The following is a 22987-nucleotide window of genomic DNA, read 5'->3' as shown; positions in this document are numbered from 1 at the left end:
TTTAATTTAATTCCGTTATATCCAATATGATATAACGGAAATGCACATTAGTAAAGTATTATGTACAGTCGTGCTATAATACTTTAAGAATATGCTGAAAAGGAGACCGTTATGAAACAGATTTTTATTGGGATTATACGCTTTTATCAAAAATTCATTTCTCCGATGACACCACCAACATGCCGTTTTTATCCGACTTGTTCTCATTACGGATTAGAGGCGTTTCAAAAACATGGTGCACTCAAAGGTTTTTGGCTTACTTGTAAGCGTATATTAAAATGTCACCCTTTCCACCCGGGAGGATTTGATCCTGTCCCAGATAAAAAGGATGACAAAGTAAATTCTTAATTGTCGTAACCATTCACAACTAAATCTAATTTTCCTGTTTCAGGATCGATAACAAGACCGTGAACAGGTACTTCTTCTGGAAGTAACGGATGGTTGCGAAGTATCGATACGCTATGTTCTACACTTTCTTCTACACTAGAGAACCCTTGTAGGAATCTTTCTAAATCGATTCCAGAATAACGGAGTGTATCTAATTTCTCATTTGTTATACCGCGCTCTTTCATCTTCTCAATTGTACTGCTTGCCTGAATTTTTGCCATACCGCAATCGTGGTGACCAACTACACAAACTTCATCAGCACCAAGTTCATATACAGCAACTAAAATACTACGCATAATACTTCCGAATGGATGTGAGATAACAGCTCCTGCTACCTTAATAATTTTCACATCACCGTTACGCATATTCATTGCTTTTGGTAATAATTCAACAAGACGAGTATCCATACAAGAGATAATTACCATTTTTTTATTCGGGAATTTTCCTGTTTCATACTCTTCGTATTTTTTCTCTTCAACAAATTTCTCATTGTACTGCAAAATCTCTTCTAATGACTTCATAGTAAAGGACCGATACGATAAACTTAACTAAATCTATACAATTCAATCAAATTTATACAAGTTAGTGCTTCATCGTGTTCTCGCAGCCCCAAAGGGACGAGGGGTATAACACTCCACACGAGGCAGTATCGTTACCTCCTATTATCAAGCATTTATTTTACCCATCTTGATAAATTTATCGCAGCATTTACATCCCTATCGTGATAGCTATTGCATGAAGCACAACGCCATTCACGAATCTTTAAACTCCACTGTCCTTCTGGTTGAACTGAATGGTCGTATTTAACGCCGCAACATGAGCAAATCTTGCTTGAAGCGAACCATTTATCAGCTTTTACATACGCAATGCCGTACTTCTCACACTTGTATAATAAACATTGAAAGAAGAAGTTTAATTTTTGAAAGGAAAATGCTTTCGATAGTTTTTTATTTTTTAACAGGTTTGAGATAGATAAGTCTTCCACAACAATCCTCATTGGTTTGGTTTTCACCAATCTAGCTGTTGCTTGATGGATATGGTTATTTCGGATATTCATAATTTTCCTAGATAACCGCAGGTGCTCAGCTTTCGCTTTTTCATATCCGGCGGATTGAATTTTCACACCTTTTTTAAATCTCCTAGACATATCTCTTTGCGCTGACTTTTTCCTTTTCAAAAGTTTTTTAACCTTAGCATCTTTGTTTATATTTCGTTCTTTCATACCATTAGAAGCTACAAAAAGCTCTTTTAATCCAACATCCACACCAATCGACTCGTTCGTTAGTTCTTGTAATTCAAAGTCTTCTTGGAATCCTACACTAATCCACCAGTGACGACCATCAAAGGTAACTCTTGGATTGGATGGTTTTTTGTTTCTTGGTAGTTGTTGGCTTGTTTTCACTTCTCCAATGGACTGAATATGAACCAATTTCTTTCCTATAACCAGTCTTTCATAATTGGCATAAAATCCTTGGATTAAATCTTTTTTGGATTTATAAGAAGTGTGAGAACCATTTTTGTACTTTTTGAACGAATTTTTTCTCGCCGTATCAAAATCTTTTGAAGCCTGTTTAGGAACTTGTGCATTAATGTCTTGTAACCACTCATATCTTTTTCGCTTCTTGATCTTTGTAAATCGTTTCTGTAAAGCTAACTGTGAAACAGATTTTCCAAATAGCTTATAATATCTATCACTCATTCTTTTACAATAGTTATAAGCGAATCTTGCAGCACCAGCATGATTTCTAAGCACTTGTTCTTGTTCAGGCGTTGGAATTAGTCTAACTTTCTTCGCCAATATCATCAGAAGCCTACTCCTTTACTGTGCGATTATTCAGACACTCACCTTTTAGATAATGAAAGATGGATTCCTCTGAATAGTAGCGTGTTCCACCAGCATTCTCGTAAGACTACTCGGATGCAAACCTGTTAATTCTGATACTTGACTAACTCGTAAAAATTTCATTATTATTCTTACCTCATTGAACCTAACATAGCACATATGTTCGGTACATTCAATGAGGTTTGATAGATTTAATTAAATTTATCTCGTTCAACTAAGGGCGCAATTCCTTAGCCAGTTCTCTTATGAACTTCTCATGTTTTCACATGAGCGCAGACTATATGTTTATCTCTTTAGAGATAGAGGATTTTTCCATCACCATAGGCTTGTGATGTACTCTCGTCAGTTATACGAGATAGTCGTTGAACGTTCATCCTATCAATTTTGACTTAGATGATTCGAGGCGGAAGACCCATTGTTCTAGTGTTTAGGATTTAACCTTGCACGATCTGATTGATTTTTTCTGCTTTCGCAACATTCACGCTCGCTATTTCTAGCCACGTTGTAGTTCAATCAGCTTTAGGGATTGCCCGCAGTTAACCCTCACTACTAGCCAATTACTTGACTAGCAGGGCTTACTGATATATTTAATTAACTTTCGTTATAATTGGTTAAATAAATCGTAACAGTTAGTTACCCTCTTTTCTCTCATTTACATTACTTATATAGTGTACCAAAATATGAAAAACTCAAAAAGGATATCGCTTTATAGTAAAAATAAGATATTTTCAGATAATCGACATAATTCTTTCAAAATATACACACACCTTTGTAACAAGTTTCACATACTTTAAACGTATTTTCACTATAAACTGATTGTAGATAATGTAAAAAAGGAGTGAATATTTATTATGTCCGACGTTCTGTTACTGAGTCGTTTTCAATTTGCAATTACTATTTTTTATCACTTTTTATTTGTACCTTTGACAATCGGACTTGTCATTTTAGTAGCATGTATGGAAACTCAATACGCCCGCACATTGAATCCAACATATCGCAAAATGGCAAATTTCTGGGGTAAATTATTTACAATTAATTTCGTAATGGGGATTATAACCGGGATTACGATGGAATTCCAATTTGGAACAAACTGGTCTGAGTACTCCAAATATATGGGAGATATTTTCGGATCACCTCTCGCAATCGAAGCACTTGTTGCCTTCTTCTTAGAATCTACTTTCATGGGAATATGGTTATTCGGTAAAGACAAAATTTCACCAAAGTTTCGTGCCTTCTGTATGTGGATGGTTGCACTTGGAACAAATATTTCCGCCCTTTGGATTATTACAGCAAACGGCTTTATGCAAAACCCTGTTGGCTACGTAGTACGTAACGGCCGCGCTGAATTAAATGATTTCTGGGCACTCGTTACGAATCCATACGCTTGGAATATGTTCTTCCATACTGTAGTTGGTTGTTATATTGTTGGTGCTTTCTTCGTTATGGCAATTAGTGCCTATCACTTATTACGTAAAAATGAAGTTGAATTCTTCAAAAAATCATTTAAGTTCGGCTTAATGTTAGGCTTATTCGCCGCAACAATTACACCGTTTATGGGACATCAATCTGGTGTATCAGCAGCTAAATATCAACCCGCAAAAGGAGCTGCGATGGAAGCAGTTTGGGAAACTGGAAAAGGACAAGGCTTCTCAATTGTTCAAATTCCTGATGTAAAAAATGAGAAGAACTTTGAATTCCTTACGATTCCAAAACTCGGAAGCTTCTTCTACACAAATTCATTTGATGGCGAAATTGTTGGTTTAAAAGATATTCCGAAAGATGAACGTCCAAATGTTAACCTCGTGTATTATAGCTTCCGCTTAATGGTTGCACTCGGTATGTTCTTTATGGCATTAACTTGGTATGGTTTCTATTTAAACCGAAAAGGAAAACTAGAAAACTCAAAACGTTATTTAAAAATTACAATATGGTCTGTCTTACTTCCTTATATTGCGATTAACGCAGGATGGATTGTCGCTGAAGTAGGTCGCCAACCATGGACAGTATATAAACTAATGCGTACAGCAGAATCTGTATCGCCTATATCTGTCCCGCAAATTTGGTTCTCATTAATTAGTTTAATTTTATTCTACACTTTACTTTTAATCGCAGACGTATACTTAATGCTGAAGTTCGCGAAAAAAGGACTTGCCGCATTAGAAGAACCTGCTACTGAGGGAGGTGTGGCTCATGTCTCATGATATGCTTGCAATCATCTGGTTCGGTTTATGGGGCGTGATTTGGACAGTTTACTTCATTCTTGACGGGTATGCACTTGGTAACGGAATGATTTTTCCTTTCGTTACGAAAGATCGACAAGAACGAAATCAATTACAAGAAGCAATTGGCCCGTTCTGGGGCGGTAATGAAGTATGGTTAATTACAGCTGGTGGCGCAACATTTGCTGCCTTCCCAGTCACATATGCTAATATGTTTAGTTATTTATATACACCGTTATTCTTAGTATTACTTGCACTATTTGCTCGTGCCGCTGGACTGGAATTCATGCATAAAGATGATTCACCAATTTGGCAAAAAACTTGTAAATGGGCATTTGCAATTGGCAGTTTCTTAATCGCCTTTTTATTCGGTGTTACATTTGCTAACTTGTATTACGGACTACAAATCGGAAAAAATGGCTATGAAGGAAATTTACTTAGCTTACTAAACCATTACGGTATTTTAGGAGGGTTGTTCTTCACTGCTATATTTGTCGTATCCGGTGCCCTTTGGGTCATGATTAAAACGACTGGTGAAGTATCTGATCGTGCTTATAAAATCGCAAGACCGTTTTCAATGGCAGCTGCTATCATTTTAGCTATTTTCTATGTAGCGACTGCTAATCGAACAAACTTATTCCAAAACTTTACGGAATATCCGGTACTATTCATTCTTCCAGTACTTGCAATGCTAATGAGTGTACTCGCACTAATTATGGTGTACAAACATAAAATTGGCCTTGCCTTCACATTCGTTTGCCTAACAATCGCAATGTTTATGACAACTGGCTTTGCAGGTATGTTCCCAAGAATGTTACCATCTCGTATTAACGATGCATACAGTACAACGTTATACAACGCAGCCGGTAGTCAACTAAACTTAAAAATTATGTTCTTCGTTGCAATGGTCATGGTACCAATCGTTATTGGATATCAGCTTTGGAGCTACAGTATATTTAAAAATAAAATTCATAAAGACTCTGCTAAAGGGTATCACTAAGGTAAAAAAAGACACTTCATTTGAAGCGTCTTTTTTTATACGTATGATTTTCGATAAGATGTTATATTTCTAATCTAACAACTATACTACAGAAGAATCATTAACATCTCACAGCTAGATTGTATCATAGGGCAACTTCATCATTTTATGCAATTTTACATACTGTACTATAAAGTAAACTGTATCCCCTGATCATTCGCATCATTATCCCATACATCAGCTGTACTAATCCCGCTAAACGTTTGTACTTTCATTCCTGTATTTGATGATCCCGATCCATTATAAGCCTTCGTCTTTTCAATCGGCTGTACGTTATATTTGTCACCTACATTAATTGTTCCATTGCAGTTTTCAATAATAACACCTTCCACAACTGCCGGCATTTTGTCACCCACTTTCATTTCTTTACTTTTATTTTATGAAAATCGCCTAGAAAAATAGCATGTTTCAATAAGAAAAAGCACTCAATTTGAGTGCTTTTTCTTTAAGCATAAAGACAAGTTTGGAGACAGTTGACTTCTTCAAAATTTTATTAGGGGTAATATTTTGAAAAAGAAAGCCTTTCATATGTAGGTTAACACCACTGGAATATATAGTAAATTGATAATATTTATACGGAAGATTGCTAATGTTTAGTATAGATAGTTTACACTATGCTAACAGTGTAAACTATCTATACTAATAAAAAAAGGTGCCTTCAAAAAAGACACCTTTCAAAAACAGACACTATAAAACAGAATTATTTATTGTTATACGATTGTTAGATACAAAAAGTAGAGGGAAATGTTTGTATGAAATTCTGCTTTATAAAGTCTGTCTACAACTTATATTGTAATCCTCTTCATTTGAAAAAAAATATAATATGCACAATTGCATACAAAAAAAAAAAGCACTCTACTAAGTGCCTTTTCAACCATTTTACTTTTAATATATCGCTTTGAATATATTGTAACATACGTATCTATATATTTTATTGAGAAAATTCAAAATCCTTTTTCTTTCATTTTCACTTATAAAATCATGTAATATAAAAGGTATGTCAAATTCTTATACAAGTTGAGGTGTACTATATTTATGATGTATTTCGGAATTATTCCTCTTATATTGTTTATTATTTTTCTTATCTCGTATTTAAAAGATCCGCGAAAAATAATAAACGGCTTTTTATTTAATGCCTTTATCTGTTTTTTCCTTCTTTTTTGTGTGATTGTATCATTGAACTCAGATAGTGATGTCCTACGCTACATTATATTTTTACCTTTTTTAGCACTTCTCATTATGCTTCCTTTCGGTATTGTTGCTTTAATGTTTGGACTATTTCTTAATGCTAGAATTTTAATGAAGCGAGAAGGACGACGGTTCACTAACTGTTTAACACTCCTTGCTGCTTTAGGGATGTTATTCTTTATGTTACTCCCTATTATAAATCCAGCAAGTTTGGTTTCATCGCATTTAGAGCCTATTTTTGCAGCTATTTCTCTTATAAGCATATATTTCTTTATACACTTATCTAACTTCTTAAGTGCATATTTTTTATACCAATTCAACAGACCAAGACGTAATCAAGATTTCATCATCGTTCTTGGTAGCGGCTTAATTAATGATAAAGTACCACCTTTACTTGCAAGCCGCATTAATAAAGCGATTGACTTCTATTGGAAACAAGCCGCTGTTAATACACCACCAACAATTATTTTTTCTGGTGGACAAGGTCCAGATGAAGGTCTTCCAGAAGCGGAAGCGATGCAAAGTTACGCTGTTGAAAAAGGAATTCCTCTTGAACATACAGTCCAGGAAAATCGCTCTGTAAACACATATCAAAATATGCTGTTCTCTAAAGAAATTATGGATTCTTTAAAACCAGAAGGTAAATATAAAAGTATTTTTACAACGAATAATTTCCACCTTTTCCGTGCTGGTATATATGCAAGACAAGCCGGTCTTAATAGCCAAGGAATCGGATCAAAAACTGCATTTTATTACTGGCCTAACGCAATGATCCGTGAATATGTTGCGATTGTCGTAATGGGACGCAAGCGCCATATGAAAATATGTGGAACTATTTTAGGTTTCGCTTTATTCGTATCAGTACTTAGTTTTATATTTTCTTAATAGCATCCCATCCTTTGAAAGGATGGGATTTCTTATACTTATTTCAAAAATATTTTAAAGATAATATGGTGATAATATTCCCTGCATACATCCATTAAAGGAGAATTTTTTCAAATTAAATGTTAAAATGAAATTTAGGTGTGAATGAGGTAACAAATAAGAAACTAGTTTGAAACGAGGAAATTATATGGAGAAAATTATCAAAAACAAGCCCAATAAGCTAAAAATTGCTGCAAAAGCTTTGATGATTATTATTGGGGCATTTATCACAGCGTACGGATTAGAAGCGGTATTAATTCCAAATAACGTATCAGACGGTGGTGTAACTGGTTTAAGTATCGTTAGTTCAAGATTATTTGGATTGCCATTAGGAGCTCTAATCGCAGTCATTAACATTCCTTTCGTTTGGTTAGGATATAAGCAAATTGGTAAAAGCTTCGCTATTTATTCTATTATCGGGATTGCTTCATTAGCAATAGGTACCGTTGTCATGCACGGAATACCAGCTATTATTGAAGGCGATACATTATTAGTTACAGTTGTTGGTGGTATTATCATCGGTTTTGGTATGGGACTAGCATTACGTAACGGCGGAGCATTAGATGGAATCGATATGCTAGCTGTATTGCTTTCTCGTAAGTTACCATTTGGAACGAGTGACCTTATTTTATTCTTAAACATGTTCGTATTTATTTTCGTATCAACAGTATTCGGCCTGCAAGGAGCTATCCTTTCGGCAATTGCTTATTTTATCGCTTCGAAAGTGATTCATATCGTTGAAGTTGGTTTAAGTGGTTCAAAAGCATTTAAAATTATTACAAAAGAGCCTGAATTAATGGTAGAAACAATTCGCGATCGTTTAGGCCGAAGTGCAACATATAACGAAGTATACGGTGGTTATTCAAGAGAGAAGTTTAAAGAAATTTCCTGTGTAATTAACCGTTTAGAAGAAAGTAAAATGAAAGAACTTATTAATGAAATCGATCCACACGCCTTTATTACAGTTTATGACGTAGCAGAAGTAAAAGGCGGTAATTTCAAGAAACGTGATATTCATTAATCGTTATGAAAAAGAGGGTGTGCCAAAATTTTGGCACACCCTCTTTTTATTATTAAGTTGTTATCGTTGTCAGTTTTTGTCGGTAAGTCGATATATTTCAATAATCGCTGATATATTTTGAGTTGTGGTCGATATATTCTAATAATCGCTGATATATTTTTACTCTCCCCCCTTATGCCTAAATCGCACCAACTGAAAGGAATTAGTTCTTATAACAAGAAAAAAGACCAAAAAGCAATTTACACTTTTCGGTCTCTACACTATCTTCTCTTCGTAATCTTTCCTGAACCACCGACCCTCGTTTTCGGAGGAGATGTATTCCTTGGCGGCGTTTTAATAGATGATTTCGGCTTCACATCTGATCCGCTTGAACCGCCTGGATTTTTCGTAATTTTCCCTTTGCTTCCAGTAGAAGGCGGCGTACTACTTCCTTTTTTCGTAATACTTCCTGTATCTCCTACAGAAGATTTCGAATCTACATTATCGCCTCGCTTAATGATAGACCCTTTTCCTTCCTTCGTAATTGGAGGAGGGGTTTTCTTTTCTTCTTTCGTAGGCGGTCTCTCTGGAATAACTGGTTTATGATTTTGTCTGTCATTATATCCGCGGTAATCACCGTACGATGATTTTCGTGAACCGAATATATCATTTAATATACTTCCCATAATATACCCTTGCAAGAAGGACGGTTGGTAATTTTGACGGACAAATTCTTTATTACTTATTTCAATTAACGTATCAGATGGTTTCTCTTTATCCTTTTGCAGGTTATAAATCTTATCAGAATAAACGAGGAACATTTGATTTTCGTCTTCTTTAGATGCTTGCTTCGGTTCTCTTTCGTTAATGAGTTCCTTCGCTACTTCAGGAACTGACCGATTGGCGGCCCTATACACGTAAGATTCTTGTTTACCTTCCTTGGCAACGGATTCAAGTGGATAACGGTCTTGAATCGACTTTGTCTGCCCGCCTTGACAACCTGATAAGGCATAACCAGCAACAACAAGTAATATAACGATAGCAAGTATAGGGATCACAAACGATTTAATCATGGTAAACAATCGGTTTGACATGATTACGCCCCCTTACGTTGCTCTTATAATTTGTACATCAGCAGGAATGATTGCTTCTCCCTCATACATCATTGTGCGACCATTTTGCCATTCAATACGCAATAATTTTCGATTATCTGATTGGAATTCCCATATATACTGTTCTTCTGAAGCTGAGAATGGAGTTTTTCCCATCACAACAACACGTCCATTATATTGTTCTTCCATATGGTACTCGGTATCATCCATTTCAATTGTCGTCGGAATTTCATCAATTGAATCTAAGCGACCATCAATTGGAGTATATAATTTGTAATACGTATTTTCTCGGTCTTCAATTTTTAAATAACGAATATCTTTCCCGTCTTGTAGTGTTAAAACAATTTCTTTACGAGAATGCATACTCGTTTTCCCAATTAATTCATACATAACTAATGAAACTTCAATCATATCGCCAGGAGCTAACGTTAAAAGACTCTTTTCCGGCTTCGGTGGCTCTGGGCTTTTCATTATATTTTTAATTCGTTTAAATAAACTCATGATCTACCCCTCCTTTTCTCTTTATAAACACGCACCTAAAATTAGTGCACCAACAATATGTAATGATCCGGCTAACATCGCATGTGCAACGCTACCTTCTTTCGTACCCTCTTCTAAATCAAGACCAGACATTTTCTTTAATACGAATTCGATAAACATTTCTACCACTAATAAAATAACGAAAGAAACTGCTGATGCAAGAAGTGCTTGCCATAAATCATTTGCTTTCGTTATTGATTGGGATAAAATGTACCCTTGTGCAAATAATTTCATAATAAAACGAGTTGTTACAGCTGTATTTCCATTTTTTATTTCTTTTAAGTCATTGTATTTTGTAAAAATTGAATCAACCCACATAATTGCAAATAAAAGTACTGCACTCGCTCCAGTCCATACAAGCATGGCAACTACATTCATCCATGTCATTGCAAAACCTCCTCTAAAAAGTAATAGAAAACCGACATGAATTTGTTTAGACATGTCGGTTCATTTGTCTTTATTCTATATTATTTCTCATACTGCTTCATAATACGAGCTAATTCATCGTCAACAGCAGAATTTTTGTTTAAGCTTGCGAATTCATCATCTAATGATTTTTCTTTCTTATAAACTTCACCACTTGCTTCCGCTTCAGCCTCTAATTGAAGAGCTTTCTCTTCCATACGGCTTAAGCCAGCTTTCGCTGAGTTTGAATCAAATCCAGACATCGCCTGATTAATATTTTTTTGTGCTTTCGCCGCATTTACACGTGCTACAAGTGTTTCACGTTTATTTTTCAGCTCTGTTAATTGCTTACGCATTTCTTCTAGCTTCAGGCGAAGATTGTCAGCAGCAGCTTTGTTTTGCTCATAGCTTGCTTTATACTCATTCATCTTTTGCTCTGCATTTTGTTTTTCTTCAAGAGCACGACGCGCAAGATCTAAGTTATTAGCTTGAACAGCCATATGAGCTTGCTCTTCACGTTTTTTCACAAGTGCTTCTTGCTCTTCAAATAATATTTTGAATTTCTTCTCAAGCGCGATTTGAGCCGCTACACTTTTCTCTGCTTCTTGTACATCCGCTTGCATATCACGTAAATATTGATCCGTCATCTTAACTGGATCTTCCGCTTTTTCAATTAATGAATACACATTTGACATTGTTAAATCTCGTAATCGTTTAAATACAGACATTCAAATTCCTCCTATGATATACCTCATATTTTAAATTCACTACTGGGAAAAATAAAAATCTCCCTTAACAGTAAAGAATAGTCATTTTTACAGCCTACGTGCTTATTATAACAAAATGAAGATGTCCTTACATGTTATTTCCAAAATACATCCAATATAATATGACATTCTAGATACAATATTGCATTTCTAATATATTCTCATTATTTCTCTTTGAAATTAACTTACTTTTGCGCACTTTCACTAAATTACATAAGTGTAATGTTACTGTAAGCTAACTCGATAGTTACGTTTCCATATTTCTTATACACTAATACAAGAAGCAGCAAACAAGCTTCTCATCATTTCAGAACTAATACAAAAATGTATTTACTATAAAACAGATAAAAGGAGAAATCATCATGAAAAAATTAGTAGGAATCGGATTAGCAGCAGCAATTTCATTCGGAGCATTATCAGGTTGTTCTTTATTAGGAGAAAAAGCGAACGGTTTTGTACTGTACGGAACAGAAGATCAAGTAACACAAATTGCAGATAAAAACAAAAAAGAAGTGAAAGAAAAAGACTTCTATAAAATGAAAATGACAACATTAGAAGGTAAAAAAGTTCTTGTCATGGATAAGAAAACTGGTGAAGAACTCGTGAAGAAAGAGTTACTTAGTAAAGTTGATGAAAAAGACGATACGAAACCACTTGATAAATTACCGGCTGTAACAACAGAACAAGGTGTATTATTCGCAAAAGAGAAAGTAGAAAATGCTACACTTGATGGGGCAAAATTAAAATATGAAGGCAACACAATTATCGGTAGTGGCCGTGCATATGCCGACATGTTCGCGGTTGTTGATGATGCAACATACGGAAATGTAAAAGGCGATGAAAAATCTGTTGGGGTATTAAAATTCGATAAAGATCCAAGTAAAGAATTCCCTGGAAAAAATGGTGTAGAATCATCACAACTTGTAAAAATTAAGAAGTAATAAAAAAAGCTTTGCGACATTCGCAAAGCTTTCTTCTATTTATGAGCAACTTGCTCCATATCCGGACTACAAGTTTGTGACTGACATGACTTATTTAAAGAACATGCCGCGCATTTTCCTTTTTTACTTCTCTTTACAAAATGAACTAACGTGTATGCTGCATAACCAAAAATGATAGCTCCAATTATAATATTGACCATCATCGTAATACATCTCCTTCTAGAATCCGAGTAAGGATCCAACTTGATATATAATGAGCGTTAATATATAAGCAACTACGAGTGGATAAACGACTGAGAAAATCGTCCATTTCGCTGATCCTGTTTCACGTTTAATAACGGCTACTGTCGCTAAACACGGAACATATAATAAAATAAAGAACATAAATGCATATGCTGATAATGCTGTATAATGTGCTCCCATTACGTTTCCAAGCACATCTTCTTTAACTGCATAAATAATTGCCATTGTAGAAACGACAACTTCTTTTGCTAAAAATCCTGTTAAAAGGGATGCTGCAGCTTGCCACGTTCCAAAGCCGAGCGGTGCAAATAGTGGTGCGATAAATCCACCAATCATTGCTAAGAAACTGTCTCCCATATCAACACCAAATCCTGATGGACCTGCATAATTTAATAGCCAAATGACAACAGAACCACCGAAGATGAATGTACCTGCTTTACGAACAAATCCTTTCCCTTTCTCCCACGTACTTAGCCATAACGTTTTCGCTTGTGGCACGCGGTAAGGCGGTAATTCAATGACGAAAATAGATTTTTCAGCTTTTAAAATGGTAAGAGACATAATCTTTGTAACTAATAACGCAAGAACAATACCTGCAACATATAAAGAAAACACAACAGTTGCCTGACTATGAGGGAAGAATACTCCCGCAAATAATGCGTATACAGGTAAACGTGCCGAACAAGACATAAATGGTGTTACAAGAACTGTAAGTAAACGTTCTTTTTCTTGTTCAATCGTTCTCGCTGCCATAATACCTGGAACATTACATCCAAAACCGATGATCATCGGAATGAACGCTTTTCCGTTTAAACCGAAGAACTCCATAATTCTATCCATAACAACTGCAATTCGCGCCATATATCCTGAGTCTTCTAATAATGAAATGAAAAAGAATAGTGCAAAGATTTGTGGAACGAATACTAATACAGCACCAACACCGGCAATAATACCTTCTGTAACGAGTGCTTGAATAAAATCAGAAGCCCCGACACTTGTAAGTCCAGCTGTCACCCAATCCGTAAGCTGTCCAGCAAAAAACTCATCTAACATATCTGACAGCGGTGTCCCAATCCACGTAAACGTAACCTGAAAAATAAAAAACATAACTGCTAAAAAGATTGGAAGTCCTAAAATTTTATGTGTAATTAATCTATCAATTTTTTCTGAAAAAGGGATTTTCCCTTCTTTCTCATGCTTCATAACATTTGTTTTTAACTTTTCAATATACGCTTCACGAGTTTTGTATATGTGCTCTTCCAACGTACAATCAAGTTTTTCTTCTAAGCGAGATCGAATGGCTACAAGTTCCTTATAAATTGGTAATGCTTTCATTTCTTTTTCTACTACTTCGTTATTGCTTAAAAATTGAAGTGCTAACCATCTCGGATGCTCGTAATTCACTGTCTCTAAAAGAGCAATTACTTCTCCAATTCCTTCATCCATTTGTACACCATATGAAATAAGGAATGGCTTTTTCTCTTTTTTGTCATTTTCTTTAAGAGTCATAAGCAGTTCTTCACAGCCTTTTCCACTTCTTGCAACGACAGGAACGACTGTTACACCTAATAATTCAGATAAACGTTTTACCTCAATGACAATTCCTCTTTGCTTCGCCACATCAACCATATTTAAACCAATTGAGACTGGCTTACCAAATTCAAGTAACTGCAACGTTAAGTGCATATTTCTTTCAAACTGCGAGGAATCTACGATATTTAACATATGATTAAATTCTTCTGTTAATAGAAAGTTTGTTACAACACCTTCATCACGTGAAACTGGATTTAGATCATAAACACCTGGTAAATCAATTAATGTTCCTTGTCTATCTTTTAATTTACCAACCTTCTTTTCTACTGTTACACCGCTCCAGTTTCCTACATATTCATAAGAACCAGTAAGTGCATTAAACAATGATGTTTTCCCTGTATTCGGATTCCCTAGCAAAGCTACCTTATTCACGCTAATTCCACCTTTATCATTTTCGCGTCACAATGACGAATACTAATTAACTGTCCACGACACTCCAATGTACAAGGACCTTTGAACATCGCTTTCTGCTTCATACGAAGTACGCTTCCTTCAGAAAGACCAAAAGCAGCCAGTCTTCTCTTTAATAATTGATCTAACGACTGAACGCTTTTTACTAACACTTTCTCACCGATTTTAATATCTACTAAGCTCATAACCTTCCCCCTCAGAAGAGAATGATAATTATTTTCAAAAGAATTATAGCACACTCTATTTCTTGAGTACTATACCCTTTGACTTCATATTTATTAACATTTCTCTACAATTTTATTTCAATTATTGTCATAATGGATTCGTTTGCCATTCTCATCCATTTCGCTTACAATAAACAATAGCAAATAAAGAATTTCGTTATCACAGGGGGAGCTATGCCGCTGAGAGGGAACACTTCGTTCCGACCCTTCGAACCTGTTAGTTAATGCTAACGCAGGGATTGTGCAAACGTCCGAAATACATACCTCTTTTTTATTTACGTATTTCGTATCCTCCTATGATATCTATTCTTTTTTGTACAACTTGGATTTAGGGGGAGACAACATGCGTAACACCAATTTACAAGCGATGATCGAATCTGCTATTCTTGCAGCCTTCGCCATGATCATCGACATTTTACCATTATCAATTAAACTTCCAACAGGCGGTTCCATTTCATTTGCTATGATTCCTATTTTTATTATTGCTTACCGCTGGGGCTTTAAATCAGCTTTCTTAGGCGGTTTAGTTTGGGGACTATTACAAATTGTCGTGGGAGATGCTTACATTTTAACACCTGTTCAAGCATTCATTGAGTACTTCATTGCCTTTGCTTTTATCGGATTTGCTGGCTTATTCTATCGTCCAATTCAAAAAGCACTTTTAACATCTAATGAAAATAGCTTAGAACAATCAAATTTAGGTAGCCGTAAAGACAAACCTTCATCAAAACAAAACCAGGGTAAGAAAGTCCTTGTTTATATTATCCTTGCTACATTTATCGGTAGCTTCGCTCGCTATTTCTGCCACTTTATTGCTGGCATTATTTTCTGGGGACAATATGCACCGAAAGGTCAATCAGCTGTGTTATATTCATTAATCGTAAACGGCAGTACAATGCTCGGTTCTTTTATTTTATGTACAGTTTTACTTATATTTTTATTCCTTACTTCACCGCGATTATTCAAAAGCATCAACGCTTATCAAATAAATGCAAACAAAAAGGGCGCTTAATGAGCGCCCTTTTTTCATATCGTAATATCAATTAAAAATACAATAAATGCGCAAAAGAAAATAAATACCATTATACTTAGCCAATTGCTATGCACGGTTCATCGACTCCTTACATAACCTCATTTTCTAAACAAATTATACTGATTAAAAATAAAGATTAGGTAAAGATAATATGAAAATAAATTAAAAAAACGTAGATAATATGATCTACGCTTTTTTCGGTAAATAGAAGTAAAATAATACACCATTTTCTGTATTTTCTACCCCATATTCAGCATCATGTAGTTCTAAAATGTTCTTTGAAATGGCAAGCCCAAGCCCCGTCCCACCTTGTGAACGCTGACGAGCTGTATCCACGCGATAAAAACGATCCCAAATTTTATCTAATTGCTCTTCTTCAATGTGAGTACCTTTATTTTCAATGCACACTTTTATCCGATCCTTCTCATCTATTGTAGAAATAATAATATCCTCTTTATTTGGTGTATATCGTATAGCATTCGTAATGAAGTTCACGATGACTTGTTCAATCCGGCCTTGATTTGCAATCACTTCAAATGAACATATATTTTTATGAACATGAAGTTCTTTTTTCTCTATTTCCACAGATAGATGTTCACATATATCTTCAATTACTGTATCAATATAAAACGAATCCTTTTTCATTTTATATGTACCAGATTCAAATTTAGCTAACTCAAGCATATCCAAAATTAACGTATCCATTTTGTCTACTTCTCTCTCCATTGCCTGAAAATAATACTCTTTTTTATGTTCAGCTACCCCGTCTTTTAAAATAGAAATACAGCTTTTCATAATACTTAGCGGTGTTTTTAATTCATGTGAAACACCAGAAATGAATTCTTTTCGCGTCTTTTCTAACTTTCTTTCCTTTTCAATATCTTCTTCTAACTGTCCAATATGCGAATGGAGTTTATTTGATAGCACATTAATATTTTTCGATAAATCTCCAATTTCATCTTTCGAAGTAATCGGTATTTTTTCTGTGAAGTCTAAATGCGCTATTTTCTTTGTTGTATCATTTATTTTCAATAATGGCTTTGCAATTTGTTTTGAGTAATAGAACGAAGCTAAAAAAATAAGAACGACTACAAATGCAATGATATAGATATAATAATCTTGCACCATTTGTACAGCTTCATCTACCGGCTGTAAAGAAGCCATCGCATAAATATATGTTACCGATCCGTCTTTTTCTTTTATTGGTTTCATTAATAATTTATATTTTATATCATTCTTTTCGTAGTCCATTGTCTTTGTTGAATACTCTATTTGATTACTCTCTTTTAGTAACACATCCGTTTGAAATTCTTTTATACTATCCAAAAATAAAGTGTTTTTATAAATTGGATTTACGGGGCCTTTTACATCTGGAAACTGTACTTTCGTAACACGCCCTCCTATGTAAACATCTGGTTCTTGAGCAGCTTGCTCCCGAACAGCCGGCTTCTTTTCCTTACCAACTTGTTCCACAGCTGCTTTCTTTTTCTCCTCATTTAATTTACTCATTTTCTCATTAAATGCTTTTTCTAACGGTTTATTAGATCCGCTTAAATTCTGCTTAGATAAAGAAAAAGAGAATGGAATAAAACTATCTTCTTTTCTCACTCCAGAAAAATAAATTTCTTGCCCTAAAAAATGCTCCGATAATTTATTATCAATCTCCTCTATATTGACGAGATTGCCTAAAGGAATTTTAAATATTTGTTGTCCAAAGCTCTTTTGTTGCCTACGATCTATCGTTACCTCAAAATAAAAATCATCTGCATGTTTTAAATTCCCGTTCTTATCTAATGTCGTAATCCACGTATTATTTTCTCTTAAAAAGTCTTGCTCTAGTTTCTGAATTTCTTCTGCATTTCCTGCATGATTTAAATAGTTCTTCTCAAAGGAATTTAAATTCACTTTAATATCTTCCACTTTTCGATTCGCATAATATTGTTTAAAAAATATCGTTTGTCCAATAAATATCGTCGCTAAAATTAACATGCATAATGCTGTTGTAAGAGTAAATAATTTTAGAACAATCCCTTTTCTCATATATTCCCCTCAAATTTATAACCAGTTCGTACTACAGTTGTAATATACTTTGCTTTCTCTCCTAATTTATTTCTTAAATTACGAATATGGCTATTCACCGTTCGATCATCGCCAGCAAATTCATATCCCCAAATTCTTGAAATGAGTTGCTCTCGCGTTAAAACAATTCCTTGATTTTTCATGAAATACGCTAATATTTCAAATTCTGTATGCGTTAAATTAATATCGGTTCTATCTACCGTAACAGTGCGAGACGGAAAATGAACGTGAATACCGTGGATTGATAATGTATCATCTTCATTCTCTAAAAGTTGCTTTGTCACTTTTCTGCTTTCTAATAACCTTTTCGCTCTTGCTAATAAAATTGGCGGACTATACGGCTTCGTCACATAGTCATCTGCCCCAAGTTCAAAACCGAGTAACGTATCGTCTTCATCTACGCGCGCCGTCAGCATAATAATAGGCACCTCGGACGTCTTTCGAATTCTTCGGCAAACAGACCATCCATCGAGTTCTGGCAACATAATATCTAAAATAACTAAATCAACCTCTTCTTCTTCAAATACAACTAAAGCCTCTTTCCCGTCCCTCGCTTCAAACACTACATATTGCTCACTTAAAAAATAATCTTTTAATATTTCACGTAATATGTCTTCATCTTCAACAATTAAAATATTTTTTGACATAATTTATATATCCCCCTCCCGCTTTCAGAAACTATAATTTCACTTTGAATGACTGCCAGTTAACTTCGCCTCGATAATATATCTATCTGGTGCATTCCCTATATAATTAAATGGGTAACAAGTTGTCAGTGTTAATATCGGTTCTTCTTTTTTTATAATAACAGTACGATCATCCGCATGAGTAATCCATGTCTTTTGAATTTCATATGTGTACGTTTTATTATCATACTCTAAAACAAGGGTATCCTTTTCTTTCAACTCTCCTAAATCTGTAAATACAGTATCTCGATGTCCACTTAGTACAGTATGTCCCCCTCCAGATGGAGTTGTCGTTAAATCACTAACGAACATACCCACTCCTTTTTTCAAAGTCGTATCATCCGCTCCCCAATATATAGAAAACTTCTTCTTTATTTTTGGTATGTTTAACATCGCTACCTTTTCTCCTTCTTTATGTTCTGTTTGAGAAGAAGGCACTTGAGAAGTTACAGGTGTTTCACGAGAAAGTTGAGTATCTTGTATATTTTTAAGACTCTTTATTTCTTCTGCAGTTAATTGCCCGGCAGAGCTTCTTCCTTTATACCATTCCACAGCATAATAGGATCCCATGAATAGCCCTATAGCCATCAATATGATACCGATATAATTGAGTAACTTCATTCTTCATTCCTCCATGCCAAAAATGGTAGGAGTAACCTACCATTTTTAATATATGAAATTATCCCATTCTTTATAGGAAAATATTTTATTTACGCTTTAATCTTATTGCGACGATTCAAACCAAATAATGTACCTACCGCTACAAGACATGCACTTAATCCCATCATTGCTACATTATTTGATGCTGTATTTGGTAATTTTTCACCTTGTACAACTGGCTTTGCTACTTCTTTTTTAGCTACTTCATTCTTTTGCTCGGCTTTTATCGCTGCTTCTTTTTTTGCCATATCGTTTTTTAACTGTTCTTGCGCTATTCTCTTTTTCTCTTCTTCACTTTTTTTCTCAGCTTTTATTGCTTCCTCTTTTTTAGCCATATCACTTTTTTCTTGTACTTGCGCTGCTTGCTTTTTCTCCTCATCACTCTTTTGCTGTTCCTTAATTGCTTCTTCTTTTTTAGCTTTATCTTGTTGCACTTGTGCTTCTTCCTTTGTTACTGTTCCAGTATCTGCACTCGCTACTGAAGAATATCCTACTGCTAAAAGTGCCATTGCACAAATTGGTAATAGTCTCTTTTTCATTTTCATTCTCTCCTTATATTTTATTCTCATCAACTCGCACCGGATGTATTACTAGAATAAGCAAGAGATATAAATATAAGATGCAGATGAAATATATTTCATTTAAAGATTTCATTGTAGAAAAAGAAAAAAACATCGCAATATGTACGATGTTTTTTTCGGGTGTGTGTCTCAATTATTTACATGTTACTTTCGCGTGATTTGGAAGTAGAACGGGCTGGAGCGATAACTAATTGTCTCGGCTCAGTTTTCTTGAAGTGATTTTTGACGTTACACTTACGACGTTGAACAACCCACGCTTTAATAGGGTTTGTTAAAATAATCTTTTGCTCTTCGTTAGGGGCCTCTTCTTCAAACCTACAACTCTCGCTCCATTTATTCCATTTCATTGTAAATTTAGAAGAAGAATGATCATCTTCACGATCAAACAAGTGCAAAAAATCCATTTTTCCATCTAGCATTACAGTGTTACTAGTCGCTAAAAAAGAAAAGGTCGTCCAACGTTTCTCCATGCCCTCCTACTCCTTTTTCACATATAGAGTGCCTAAAACTTAATTTACCTAAAATATGCTTGCCTTTTACCTTACACCCATAGTTTATCCAAAATGCTATTATGCAACTATCGATTTGCCTTACAACTACCTTACATTTTTGTAAGAAACAAAAAAACCTTCACTCTATATAATGAAGGTTTCTTACTTTTTATCTATATGATCTCTCATATCACCAAGTCCAGCTTCTTTTAGCTGCGACATCATACCGTGCGAAATTGCTCCTAACACTAAAGTCATTCCAATTAATGAAATACGAATCGCAGGTACATCAATTACGTAAGCCAACAGGCCAAAAACAATTGTTAAAAGTAATGCTTTTATAAATGTTACACTTGTGTACTGTTTCTTCTTCATCATATTCACCCTTTATGGAAGCGTTTTCTTAATATACTTAGTATATCATATCATCAGATGATTTTGTCGTTATCTTTGTAAAAAATTACTATCTCCTTTGACTTTTTCTATTCTATCCTTTACAGTCGAAATGTTCATAAGTTTTACACTGTAGGAGGATTACAATGAATATTGAAATAAAAGACACTTTAATTTCTGAAGAACAATTACAAGAAAAAGTAAAAGAACTAGCACTTCAAATCGAACGTGACTTTGAAGGAGAAGAAATCGTAGTTATCGCAGTATTAAAAGGTTCATTCGTATTTGCTGCTGATTTAATTCGTCACATCAAAAATGATGTAACAATCGACTTTATTTCTGCATCTAGCTACGGAAATCAAACAGAAACAACTGGAAAAGTAAAACTATTAAAAGATATCGACGTAAACATTACTGGCAAAAACGTAATTGTCGTAGAAGACATTATCGATTCTGGTTTAACACTTCACTTCTTAAAAGATCACTTCTTTATGCATAAACCAAAAGCGTTAAAATTCTGTACGCTACTTGATAAACCTGAGCGTCGTAAAGTGGACTTAAAAGCTGAATATGTTGGCTTCCAAATTCCAGACGAATTTATCGTTGGCTACGGTATCGACTGTGCAGAAAAATATCGTAACTTACCATTTATCGCTTCAGTTGTAACGGAATAATATAATAAAATAAACTTTCATCAATTACTGGTGGAAGTTTATTTTCTATCACAATTCGTAAAAGACAAAGGGAGAGAAAAAAATGACAAAGACAAAATTTGAAAAAGTACTCCTCATCGTAAATCCGAAAGCTGGACAAGGTGACTTACATACAAATTTAACGAAAATCGTACCACCTCTTGCCGCAGCTTTTCCTGACTTACATATCCTTCATACGAAAAAGCAAGGTGATGCAACAAAATATTGCCAAGAGTTTGCTAGTAAAGTAGATTTAATTATCGTCTTTGGTGGTGACGGCACTGTATTTGAATGCACAAATGGCTTAGCACCTCTTGAAACTAGACCTACACTTGCAATCATTCCAGGCGGAACTTGCAACGACTTCTCTCGCACACTTGGCGTTCCGCAAAACATTGCAGAAGCGGCAAAACTTATTACAAAAGAACATATAAAACCAGTTGACGTTGCAAAAGCAAATGGACAACATTTCTTAAACTTCTGGGGGATTGGTCTCGTATCTGAAGTATCAAACAATATCGATGCAGATGAAAAAGCAAAGCTTGGTAAAATCGGTTACTATTTAAGCACAATTCGAACTGTAAAAAATGCTGAAACATTCCCAGTAAAAATTACTTATGACGGACAAGTATATGAAGACGAAGCTGTCCTTGTCATGGTTGGAAATGGTGAATATCTTGGTGGTATTCCATCCTTTATTCCGAACGTAAAATGTGATGACGGAACACTTGATATTTTCGTAGTCAAATCAACAGGTATTCAAGCATTTAAAGATTACATCGGAAAGAAACTATTCGAGGATTCAAATGAAAATGACATCTTCCACGTAAAAGCAAAATCCATTCATATTGAAACGAAAGAAGAAAAAGAAGTAGATACAGATGGAGAAAGTTCGCTTCATACACCTTGTCACATTGAATTATTACCAGGACACTTTACGATGATTTATAATCCTGCGGTTGTGTAAAGAAAAAAACGAGTGCTAGCACTCGTTTTTTCTCTTCTAATCTAGCTATGTCTTTGAATCATTTCTTGTATTTCTTTAACTCTCTCTAAAGTAATTCCATTTCTTTGTTCGATTGCTAAAGGATGCTCGGTTGGCTCTAATTCAACATACGGTGCCGTTCCAACTTCTCTTATATGTACATTTGTTTTTAAATTTAATGTTTCTGGATAAAATGGTATTTCTACAGATAACCAACCAAAATAAGGATCACTATTTTCTCGGCCTCTCTCATCCCACTTTTCTAATACTTCATCATAACTTTCTTTACTAAGTGATACCCAAACAGTCCATATGAAATTTTCGTGGTAATCAATGATAGGAAGCTCTAAACATCCTCTAATAAAATAATGTTCATCATCCATTACACAAAGATCCGATGTTAAATGGAAGCGTCCCTCTCTTTCATGGGGCGCTACCTCGTAATAATAATATGGCGCTTCACTTCCGTAGCATAGAGGTAGTGCAAAACGATGCATTTGTACTTTTTCTCCGGATTTTCTTCTTCTTTTCATTTGTTATTCTTTCTCCTA

Annotated in this window: 26 protein-coding genes and 1 riboswitch; of the genes, 9 read left to right on the top strand and 17 right to left on the bottom strand. The window is 34.8% G+C overall.

Features of this window, described 5'->3' with window-relative positions; genetic code table 11:
* Positions 1-111 precede the first annotated feature (111 nt).
* Positions 112-348, top strand: a complete 237-nt coding sequence (gene yidD, locus ACTFO4_RS00480) for a membrane protein insertion efficiency factor YidD (protein ID WP_000809334.1) — start codon at positions 112-114, stop codon at positions 346-348.
* Here the strand turns inward: yidD and ACTFO4_RS00475 are convergent.
* Together ACTFO4_RS00475 and ACTFO4_RS00470 are read right to left on the bottom strand one after the other, a co-directional pair.
* The gene (locus ACTFO4_RS00475; protein ID WP_000838169.1) at positions 345-908 is read right to left on the bottom strand and encodes a beta-class carbonic anhydrase; all 564 of its coding nucleotides are present in this window, start codon (positions 906-908) and stop codon (positions 345-347) included. The two genes, yidD and ACTFO4_RS00475, sit on opposite strands and share 4 nt — an antisense overlap.
* A 152-nt stretch (positions 909-1060) precedes the next feature.
* A complete protein-coding gene (locus ACTFO4_RS00470; protein ID WP_119684038.1) occupies positions 1061-2191 on the bottom strand; it encodes an RNA-guided endonuclease InsQ/TnpB family protein in 1131 nt (376 codons plus the stop codon).
* Between the two features lie 890 nt (positions 2192-3081).
* On the opposite strand from ACTFO4_RS00470, the gene cydA reads away from it, so the two are divergent.
* Together cydA and cydB are read left to right on the top strand one after the other, a co-directional pair.
* Positions 3082-4431 carry a cytochrome ubiquinol oxidase subunit I gene (cydA, locus tag ACTFO4_RS00465; protein ID WP_440013296.1) on the top strand — a complete coding sequence of 450 codons (1350 nt, stop codon included), beginning with the start codon at positions 3082-3084 and terminating at the stop codon, positions 4429-4431.
* Positions 4421-5449 carry a cytochrome d ubiquinol oxidase subunit II gene (cydB, locus tag ACTFO4_RS00460; RefSeq protein WP_000017662.1) on the top strand — a complete coding sequence of 343 codons (1029 nt, stop codon included), beginning with the start codon at positions 4421-4423 and terminating at the stop codon, positions 5447-5449. Before cydA ends, cydB begins: the two co-directional genes overlap by 11 nt.
* A 167-nt stretch (positions 5450-5616) precedes the next feature.
* Here the strand turns inward: cydB and ACTFO4_RS00455 are convergent, their stop codons facing one another.
* Complete coding sequence (locus ACTFO4_RS00455; protein WP_002001299.1) at positions 5617-5850, bottom strand: spore germination protein; 234 nt, start codon at positions 5848-5850, stop codon at positions 5617-5619.
* Between the two features lie 673 nt (positions 5851-6523).
* Between ACTFO4_RS00455 and ACTFO4_RS00450 the strand changes: the two genes are divergently transcribed.
* Positions 6524-7561 carry a YdcF family protein gene (locus ACTFO4_RS00450; RefSeq protein WP_000990094.1) on the top strand — a complete coding sequence of 346 codons (1038 nt, stop codon included), beginning with the start codon at positions 6524-6526 and terminating at the stop codon, positions 7559-7561.
* 187 nt (positions 7562-7748) lie between these two features.
* Complete coding sequence (locus tag ACTFO4_RS00445; RefSeq protein ID WP_440013298.1) at positions 7749-8621, top strand: YitT family protein; 873 nt, start codon at positions 7749-7751, stop codon at positions 8619-8621.
* A gap of 260 nt (positions 8622-8881) precedes the next feature.
* On the opposite strand, the gene ACTFO4_RS00440 is transcribed toward ACTFO4_RS00445, so the two are convergent.
* The 4 genes from ACTFO4_RS00440 to ACTFO4_RS00425 all read right to left on the bottom strand — a co-directional run bounded on the left by ACTFO4_RS00440 (position 8882) and on the right by ACTFO4_RS00425 (position 11385).
* Entirely contained in the window at positions 8882-9694 is an 813-nt protein-coding gene (locus ACTFO4_RS00440) for a DUF4247 domain-containing protein (protein WP_000071192.1), read from the bottom strand.
* A 12-nt stretch (positions 9695-9706) separates the two neighbouring features.
* Entirely contained in the window at positions 9707-10213 is a 507-nt protein-coding gene (locus tag ACTFO4_RS00435) for a DUF4178 domain-containing protein (RefSeq protein ID WP_000051745.1), read from the bottom strand.
* Between the two features lie 21 nt (positions 10214-10234).
* Positions 10235-10639, bottom strand: coding sequence for a DUF350 domain-containing protein (locus ACTFO4_RS00430; RefSeq protein WP_000220087.1), 405 nt, complete (start codon positions 10637-10639; stop codon positions 10235-10237).
* An 80-nt stretch (positions 10640-10719) separates the two neighbouring features.
* Positions 10720-11385 carry a PspA/IM30 family protein gene (locus ACTFO4_RS00425; RefSeq protein ID WP_000110281.1) on the bottom strand — a complete coding sequence of 222 codons (666 nt, stop codon included), beginning with the start codon at positions 11383-11385 and terminating at the stop codon, positions 10720-10722.
* 401 nt (positions 11386-11786) lie between these two features.
* Here ACTFO4_RS00425 and ACTFO4_RS00420 point away from each other — a divergent pair, with 401 nt between their 5' ends.
* Entirely contained in the window at positions 11787-12365 is a 579-nt protein-coding gene (locus tag ACTFO4_RS00420) for a lipoprotein BA_5634 family protein (RefSeq protein ID WP_000737481.1), read from the top strand.
* A gap of 35 nt (positions 12366-12400) precedes the next feature.
* On the opposite strand, the gene ACTFO4_RS00415 is transcribed toward ACTFO4_RS00420, so the two are convergent.
* Genes ACTFO4_RS00415 through ACTFO4_RS00405 form a run of 3 tightly spaced genes read right to left on the bottom strand, consistent with a single transcriptional unit; the run spans position 12401 to position 14797 of the window.
* Positions 12401-12568: a FeoB-associated Cys-rich membrane protein gene (locus ACTFO4_RS00415; RefSeq protein WP_017674402.1), complete on the bottom strand. Its 168-nt coding sequence runs from the start codon at positions 12566-12568 to the stop codon at positions 12401-12403.
* Positions 12569-12584: 16 nt separating this feature from the next.
* Entirely contained in the window at positions 12585-14573 is a 1989-nt protein-coding gene (feoB, locus tag ACTFO4_RS00410; RefSeq protein WP_440013301.1) for a ferrous iron transport protein B, read from the bottom strand.
* On the bottom strand, positions 14570-14797 hold the full coding sequence (locus ACTFO4_RS00405; RefSeq protein WP_000060520.1) for a FeoA family protein: 228 nt from the start codon (positions 14795-14797) through the stop codon (positions 14570-14572). The genes feoB and ACTFO4_RS00405 overlap by 4 nt, the downstream gene beginning before the upstream one ends.
* Positions 14798-14991: 194 nt before the next feature.
* Positions 14992-15093, top strand: a riboswitch (TPP riboswitch).
* Positions 15094-15179: 86 nt separating this feature from the next.
* Here ACTFO4_RS00405 and thiT point away from each other — a divergent pair.
* Positions 15180-15848, top strand: coding sequence for an energy-coupled thiamine transporter ThiT (gene thiT / locus ACTFO4_RS00400; protein ID WP_416809573.1), 669 nt, complete (start codon positions 15180-15182; stop codon positions 15846-15848).
* A 207-nt stretch (positions 15849-16055) separates the two neighbouring features.
* On the opposite strand, the gene ACTFO4_RS00395 is transcribed toward thiT, so the two are convergent.
* From ACTFO4_RS00395 to ACTFO4_RS00370, 6 genes are all read right to left on the bottom strand, one after another.
* The gene (locus tag ACTFO4_RS00395) at positions 16056-17909 is read right to left on the bottom strand and encodes a sensor histidine kinase (RefSeq protein WP_410987710.1); all 1854 of its coding nucleotides are present in this window, start codon (positions 17907-17909) and stop codon (positions 16056-16058) included.
* Positions 17906-18595, bottom strand: coding sequence for a response regulator transcription factor (locus tag ACTFO4_RS00390; protein WP_000041856.1), 690 nt, complete (start codon positions 18593-18595; stop codon positions 17906-17908). The genes ACTFO4_RS00395 and ACTFO4_RS00390 overlap by 4 nt, the downstream gene beginning before the upstream one ends.
* A gap of 39 nt (positions 18596-18634) precedes the next feature.
* Complete coding sequence (locus tag ACTFO4_RS00385; protein WP_078187153.1) at positions 18635-19255, bottom strand: class D sortase; 621 nt, start codon at positions 19253-19255, stop codon at positions 18635-18637.
* Positions 19256-19344: 89 nt separating this feature from the next.
* A complete protein-coding gene (locus ACTFO4_RS00380; protein ID WP_000746702.1) occupies positions 19345-19833 on the bottom strand; it encodes an LPXTG cell wall anchor domain-containing protein in 489 nt (162 codons plus the stop codon).
* A 179-nt stretch (positions 19834-20012) separates the two neighbouring features.
* A complete protein-coding gene (locus ACTFO4_RS00375; protein WP_000415613.1) occupies positions 20013-20345 on the bottom strand; it encodes a hypothetical protein in 333 nt (110 codons plus the stop codon).
* A gap of 183 nt (positions 20346-20528) precedes the next feature.
* A complete protein-coding gene (locus ACTFO4_RS00370; protein WP_103622508.1) occupies positions 20529-20744 on the bottom strand; it encodes a hypothetical protein in 216 nt (71 codons plus the stop codon).
* A 161-nt stretch (positions 20745-20905) separates the two neighbouring features.
* On the opposite strand from ACTFO4_RS00370, the gene hpt reads away from it, so the two are divergent.
* Both hpt and ACTFO4_RS00360 read left to right on the top strand, forming a co-directional pair.
* Complete coding sequence (hpt, locus tag ACTFO4_RS00365) at positions 20906-21433, top strand: hypoxanthine phosphoribosyltransferase (RefSeq protein WP_001019304.1); 528 nt, start codon at positions 20906-20908, stop codon at positions 21431-21433.
* An 82-nt stretch (positions 21434-21515) separates the two neighbouring features.
* Positions 21516-22418, top strand: coding sequence for a diacylglycerol/lipid kinase family protein (locus ACTFO4_RS00360; RefSeq protein ID WP_000167897.1), 903 nt, complete (start codon positions 21516-21518; stop codon positions 22416-22418).
* 41 nt (positions 22419-22459) lie between these two features.
* On the opposite strand, the gene ACTFO4_RS00355 is transcribed toward ACTFO4_RS00360, so the two are convergent.
* A complete protein-coding gene (locus ACTFO4_RS00355; protein ID WP_440013305.1) occupies positions 22460-22969 on the bottom strand; it encodes a DUF2199 domain-containing protein in 510 nt (169 codons plus the stop codon).
* Positions 22970-22987: the final 18 nt, after the last annotated feature.

Source organism: Bacillus cereus group sp. MYBKT14-1 (assembly GCF_051915185.1).
Taxonomy (GTDB): domain Bacteria; phylum Bacillota; class Bacilli; order Bacillales; family Bacillaceae_G; genus Bacillus_A; species Bacillus_A cereus.
The sequence above is the reverse complement of the archived record's forward strand: the minus strand, read 5'-3'. Positions and strand labels throughout refer to the sequence as shown.

What these genes read in the sequence shown, in the direction of transcription:
- yidD (WP_000809334.1), top strand. Translation starts at nt 112, where the DNA reads ATGAAACAGATTTTTATTGGGATTATACGCTTTTATCAAAAATTCATT.
- ACTFO4_RS00475 (WP_000838169.1), bottom strand. Translation starts at nt 908, where the DNA reads ATGAAGTCATTAGAAGAGATTTTGCAGTACAATGAGAAATTTGTTGAA.
- ACTFO4_RS00470 (WP_119684038.1), bottom strand. Translation starts at nt 2,191, where the DNA reads ATGATATTGGCGAAGAAAGTTAGACTAATTCCAACGCCTGAACAAGAA.
- cydA (WP_440013296.1), top strand. Translation starts at nt 3,082, where the DNA reads ATGTCCGACGTTCTGTTACTGAGTCGTTTTCAATTTGCAATTACTATT.
- cydB (WP_000017662.1), top strand. Translation starts at nt 4,421, where the DNA reads ATGTCTCATGATATGCTTGCAATCATCTGGTTCGGTTTATGGGGCGTG.
- ACTFO4_RS00455 (WP_002001299.1), bottom strand. Translation starts at nt 5,850, where the DNA reads ATGAAAGTGGGTGACAAAATGCCGGCAGTTGTGGAAGGTGTTATTATT.
- ACTFO4_RS00450 (WP_000990094.1), top strand. Translation starts at nt 6,524, where the DNA reads ATGATGTATTTCGGAATTATTCCTCTTATATTGTTTATTATTTTTCTT.
- ACTFO4_RS00445 (WP_440013298.1), top strand. Translation starts at nt 7,749, where the DNA reads ATGGAGAAAATTATCAAAAACAAGCCCAATAAGCTAAAAATTGCTGCA.
- ACTFO4_RS00440 (WP_000071192.1), bottom strand. Translation starts at nt 9,694, where the DNA reads ATGTCAAACCGATTGTTTACCATGATTAAATCGTTTGTGATCCCTATA.
- ACTFO4_RS00435 (WP_000051745.1), bottom strand. Translation starts at nt 10,213, where the DNA reads ATGAGTTTATTTAAACGAATTAAAAATATAATGAAAAGCCCAGAGCCA.
- ACTFO4_RS00430 (WP_000220087.1), bottom strand. Translation starts at nt 10,639, where the DNA reads ATGACATGGATGAATGTAGTTGCCATGCTTGTATGGACTGGAGCGAGT.
- ACTFO4_RS00425 (WP_000110281.1), bottom strand. Translation starts at nt 11,385, where the DNA reads ATGTCTGTATTTAAACGATTACGAGATTTAACAATGTCAAATGTGTAT.
- ACTFO4_RS00420 (WP_000737481.1), top strand. Translation starts at nt 11,787, where the DNA reads ATGAAAAAATTAGTAGGAATCGGATTAGCAGCAGCAATTTCATTCGGA.
- ACTFO4_RS00415 (WP_017674402.1), bottom strand. Translation starts at nt 12,568, where the DNA reads ATGATGGTCAATATTATAATTGGAGCTATCATTTTTGGTTATGCAGCA.
- ACTFO4_RS00405 (WP_000060520.1), bottom strand. Translation starts at nt 14,797, where the DNA reads ATGAGCTTAGTAGATATTAAAATCGGTGAGAAAGTGTTAGTAAAAAGC.
- thiT (WP_416809573.1), top strand. Translation starts at nt 15,180, where the DNA reads ATGCGTAACACCAATTTACAAGCGATGATCGAATCTGCTATTCTTGCA.
- ACTFO4_RS00395 (WP_410987710.1), bottom strand. Translation starts at nt 17,909, where the DNA reads ATGAGAAAAGGGATTGTTCTAAAATTATTTACTCTTACAACAGCATTA.
- ACTFO4_RS00390 (WP_000041856.1), bottom strand. Translation starts at nt 18,595, where the DNA reads ATGTCAAAAAATATTTTAATTGTTGAAGATGAAGACATATTACGTGAA.
- ACTFO4_RS00385 (WP_078187153.1), bottom strand. Translation starts at nt 19,255, where the DNA reads ATGAAGTTACTCAATTATATCGGTATCATATTGATGGCTATAGGGCTA.
- ACTFO4_RS00380 (WP_000746702.1), bottom strand. Translation starts at nt 19,833, where the DNA reads ATGAAAAAGAGACTATTACCAATTTGTGCAATGGCACTTTTAGCAGTA.
- ACTFO4_RS00375 (WP_000415613.1), bottom strand. Translation starts at nt 20,345, where the DNA reads ATGGAGAAACGTTGGACGACCTTTTCTTTTTTAGCGACTAGTAACACT.
- ACTFO4_RS00370 (WP_103622508.1), bottom strand. Translation starts at nt 20,744, where the DNA reads ATGATGAAGAAGAAACAGTACACAAGTGTAACATTTATAAAAGCATTA.
- hpt (WP_001019304.1), top strand. Translation starts at nt 20,906, where the DNA reads ATGAATATTGAAATAAAAGACACTTTAATTTCTGAAGAACAATTACAA.
- ACTFO4_RS00360 (WP_000167897.1), top strand. Translation starts at nt 21,516, where the DNA reads ATGACAAAGACAAAATTTGAAAAAGTACTCCTCATCGTAAATCCGAAA.
- ACTFO4_RS00355 (WP_440013305.1), bottom strand. Translation starts at nt 22,969, where the DNA reads ATGAAAAGAAGAAGAAAATCCGGAGAAAAAGTACAAATGCATCGTTTT.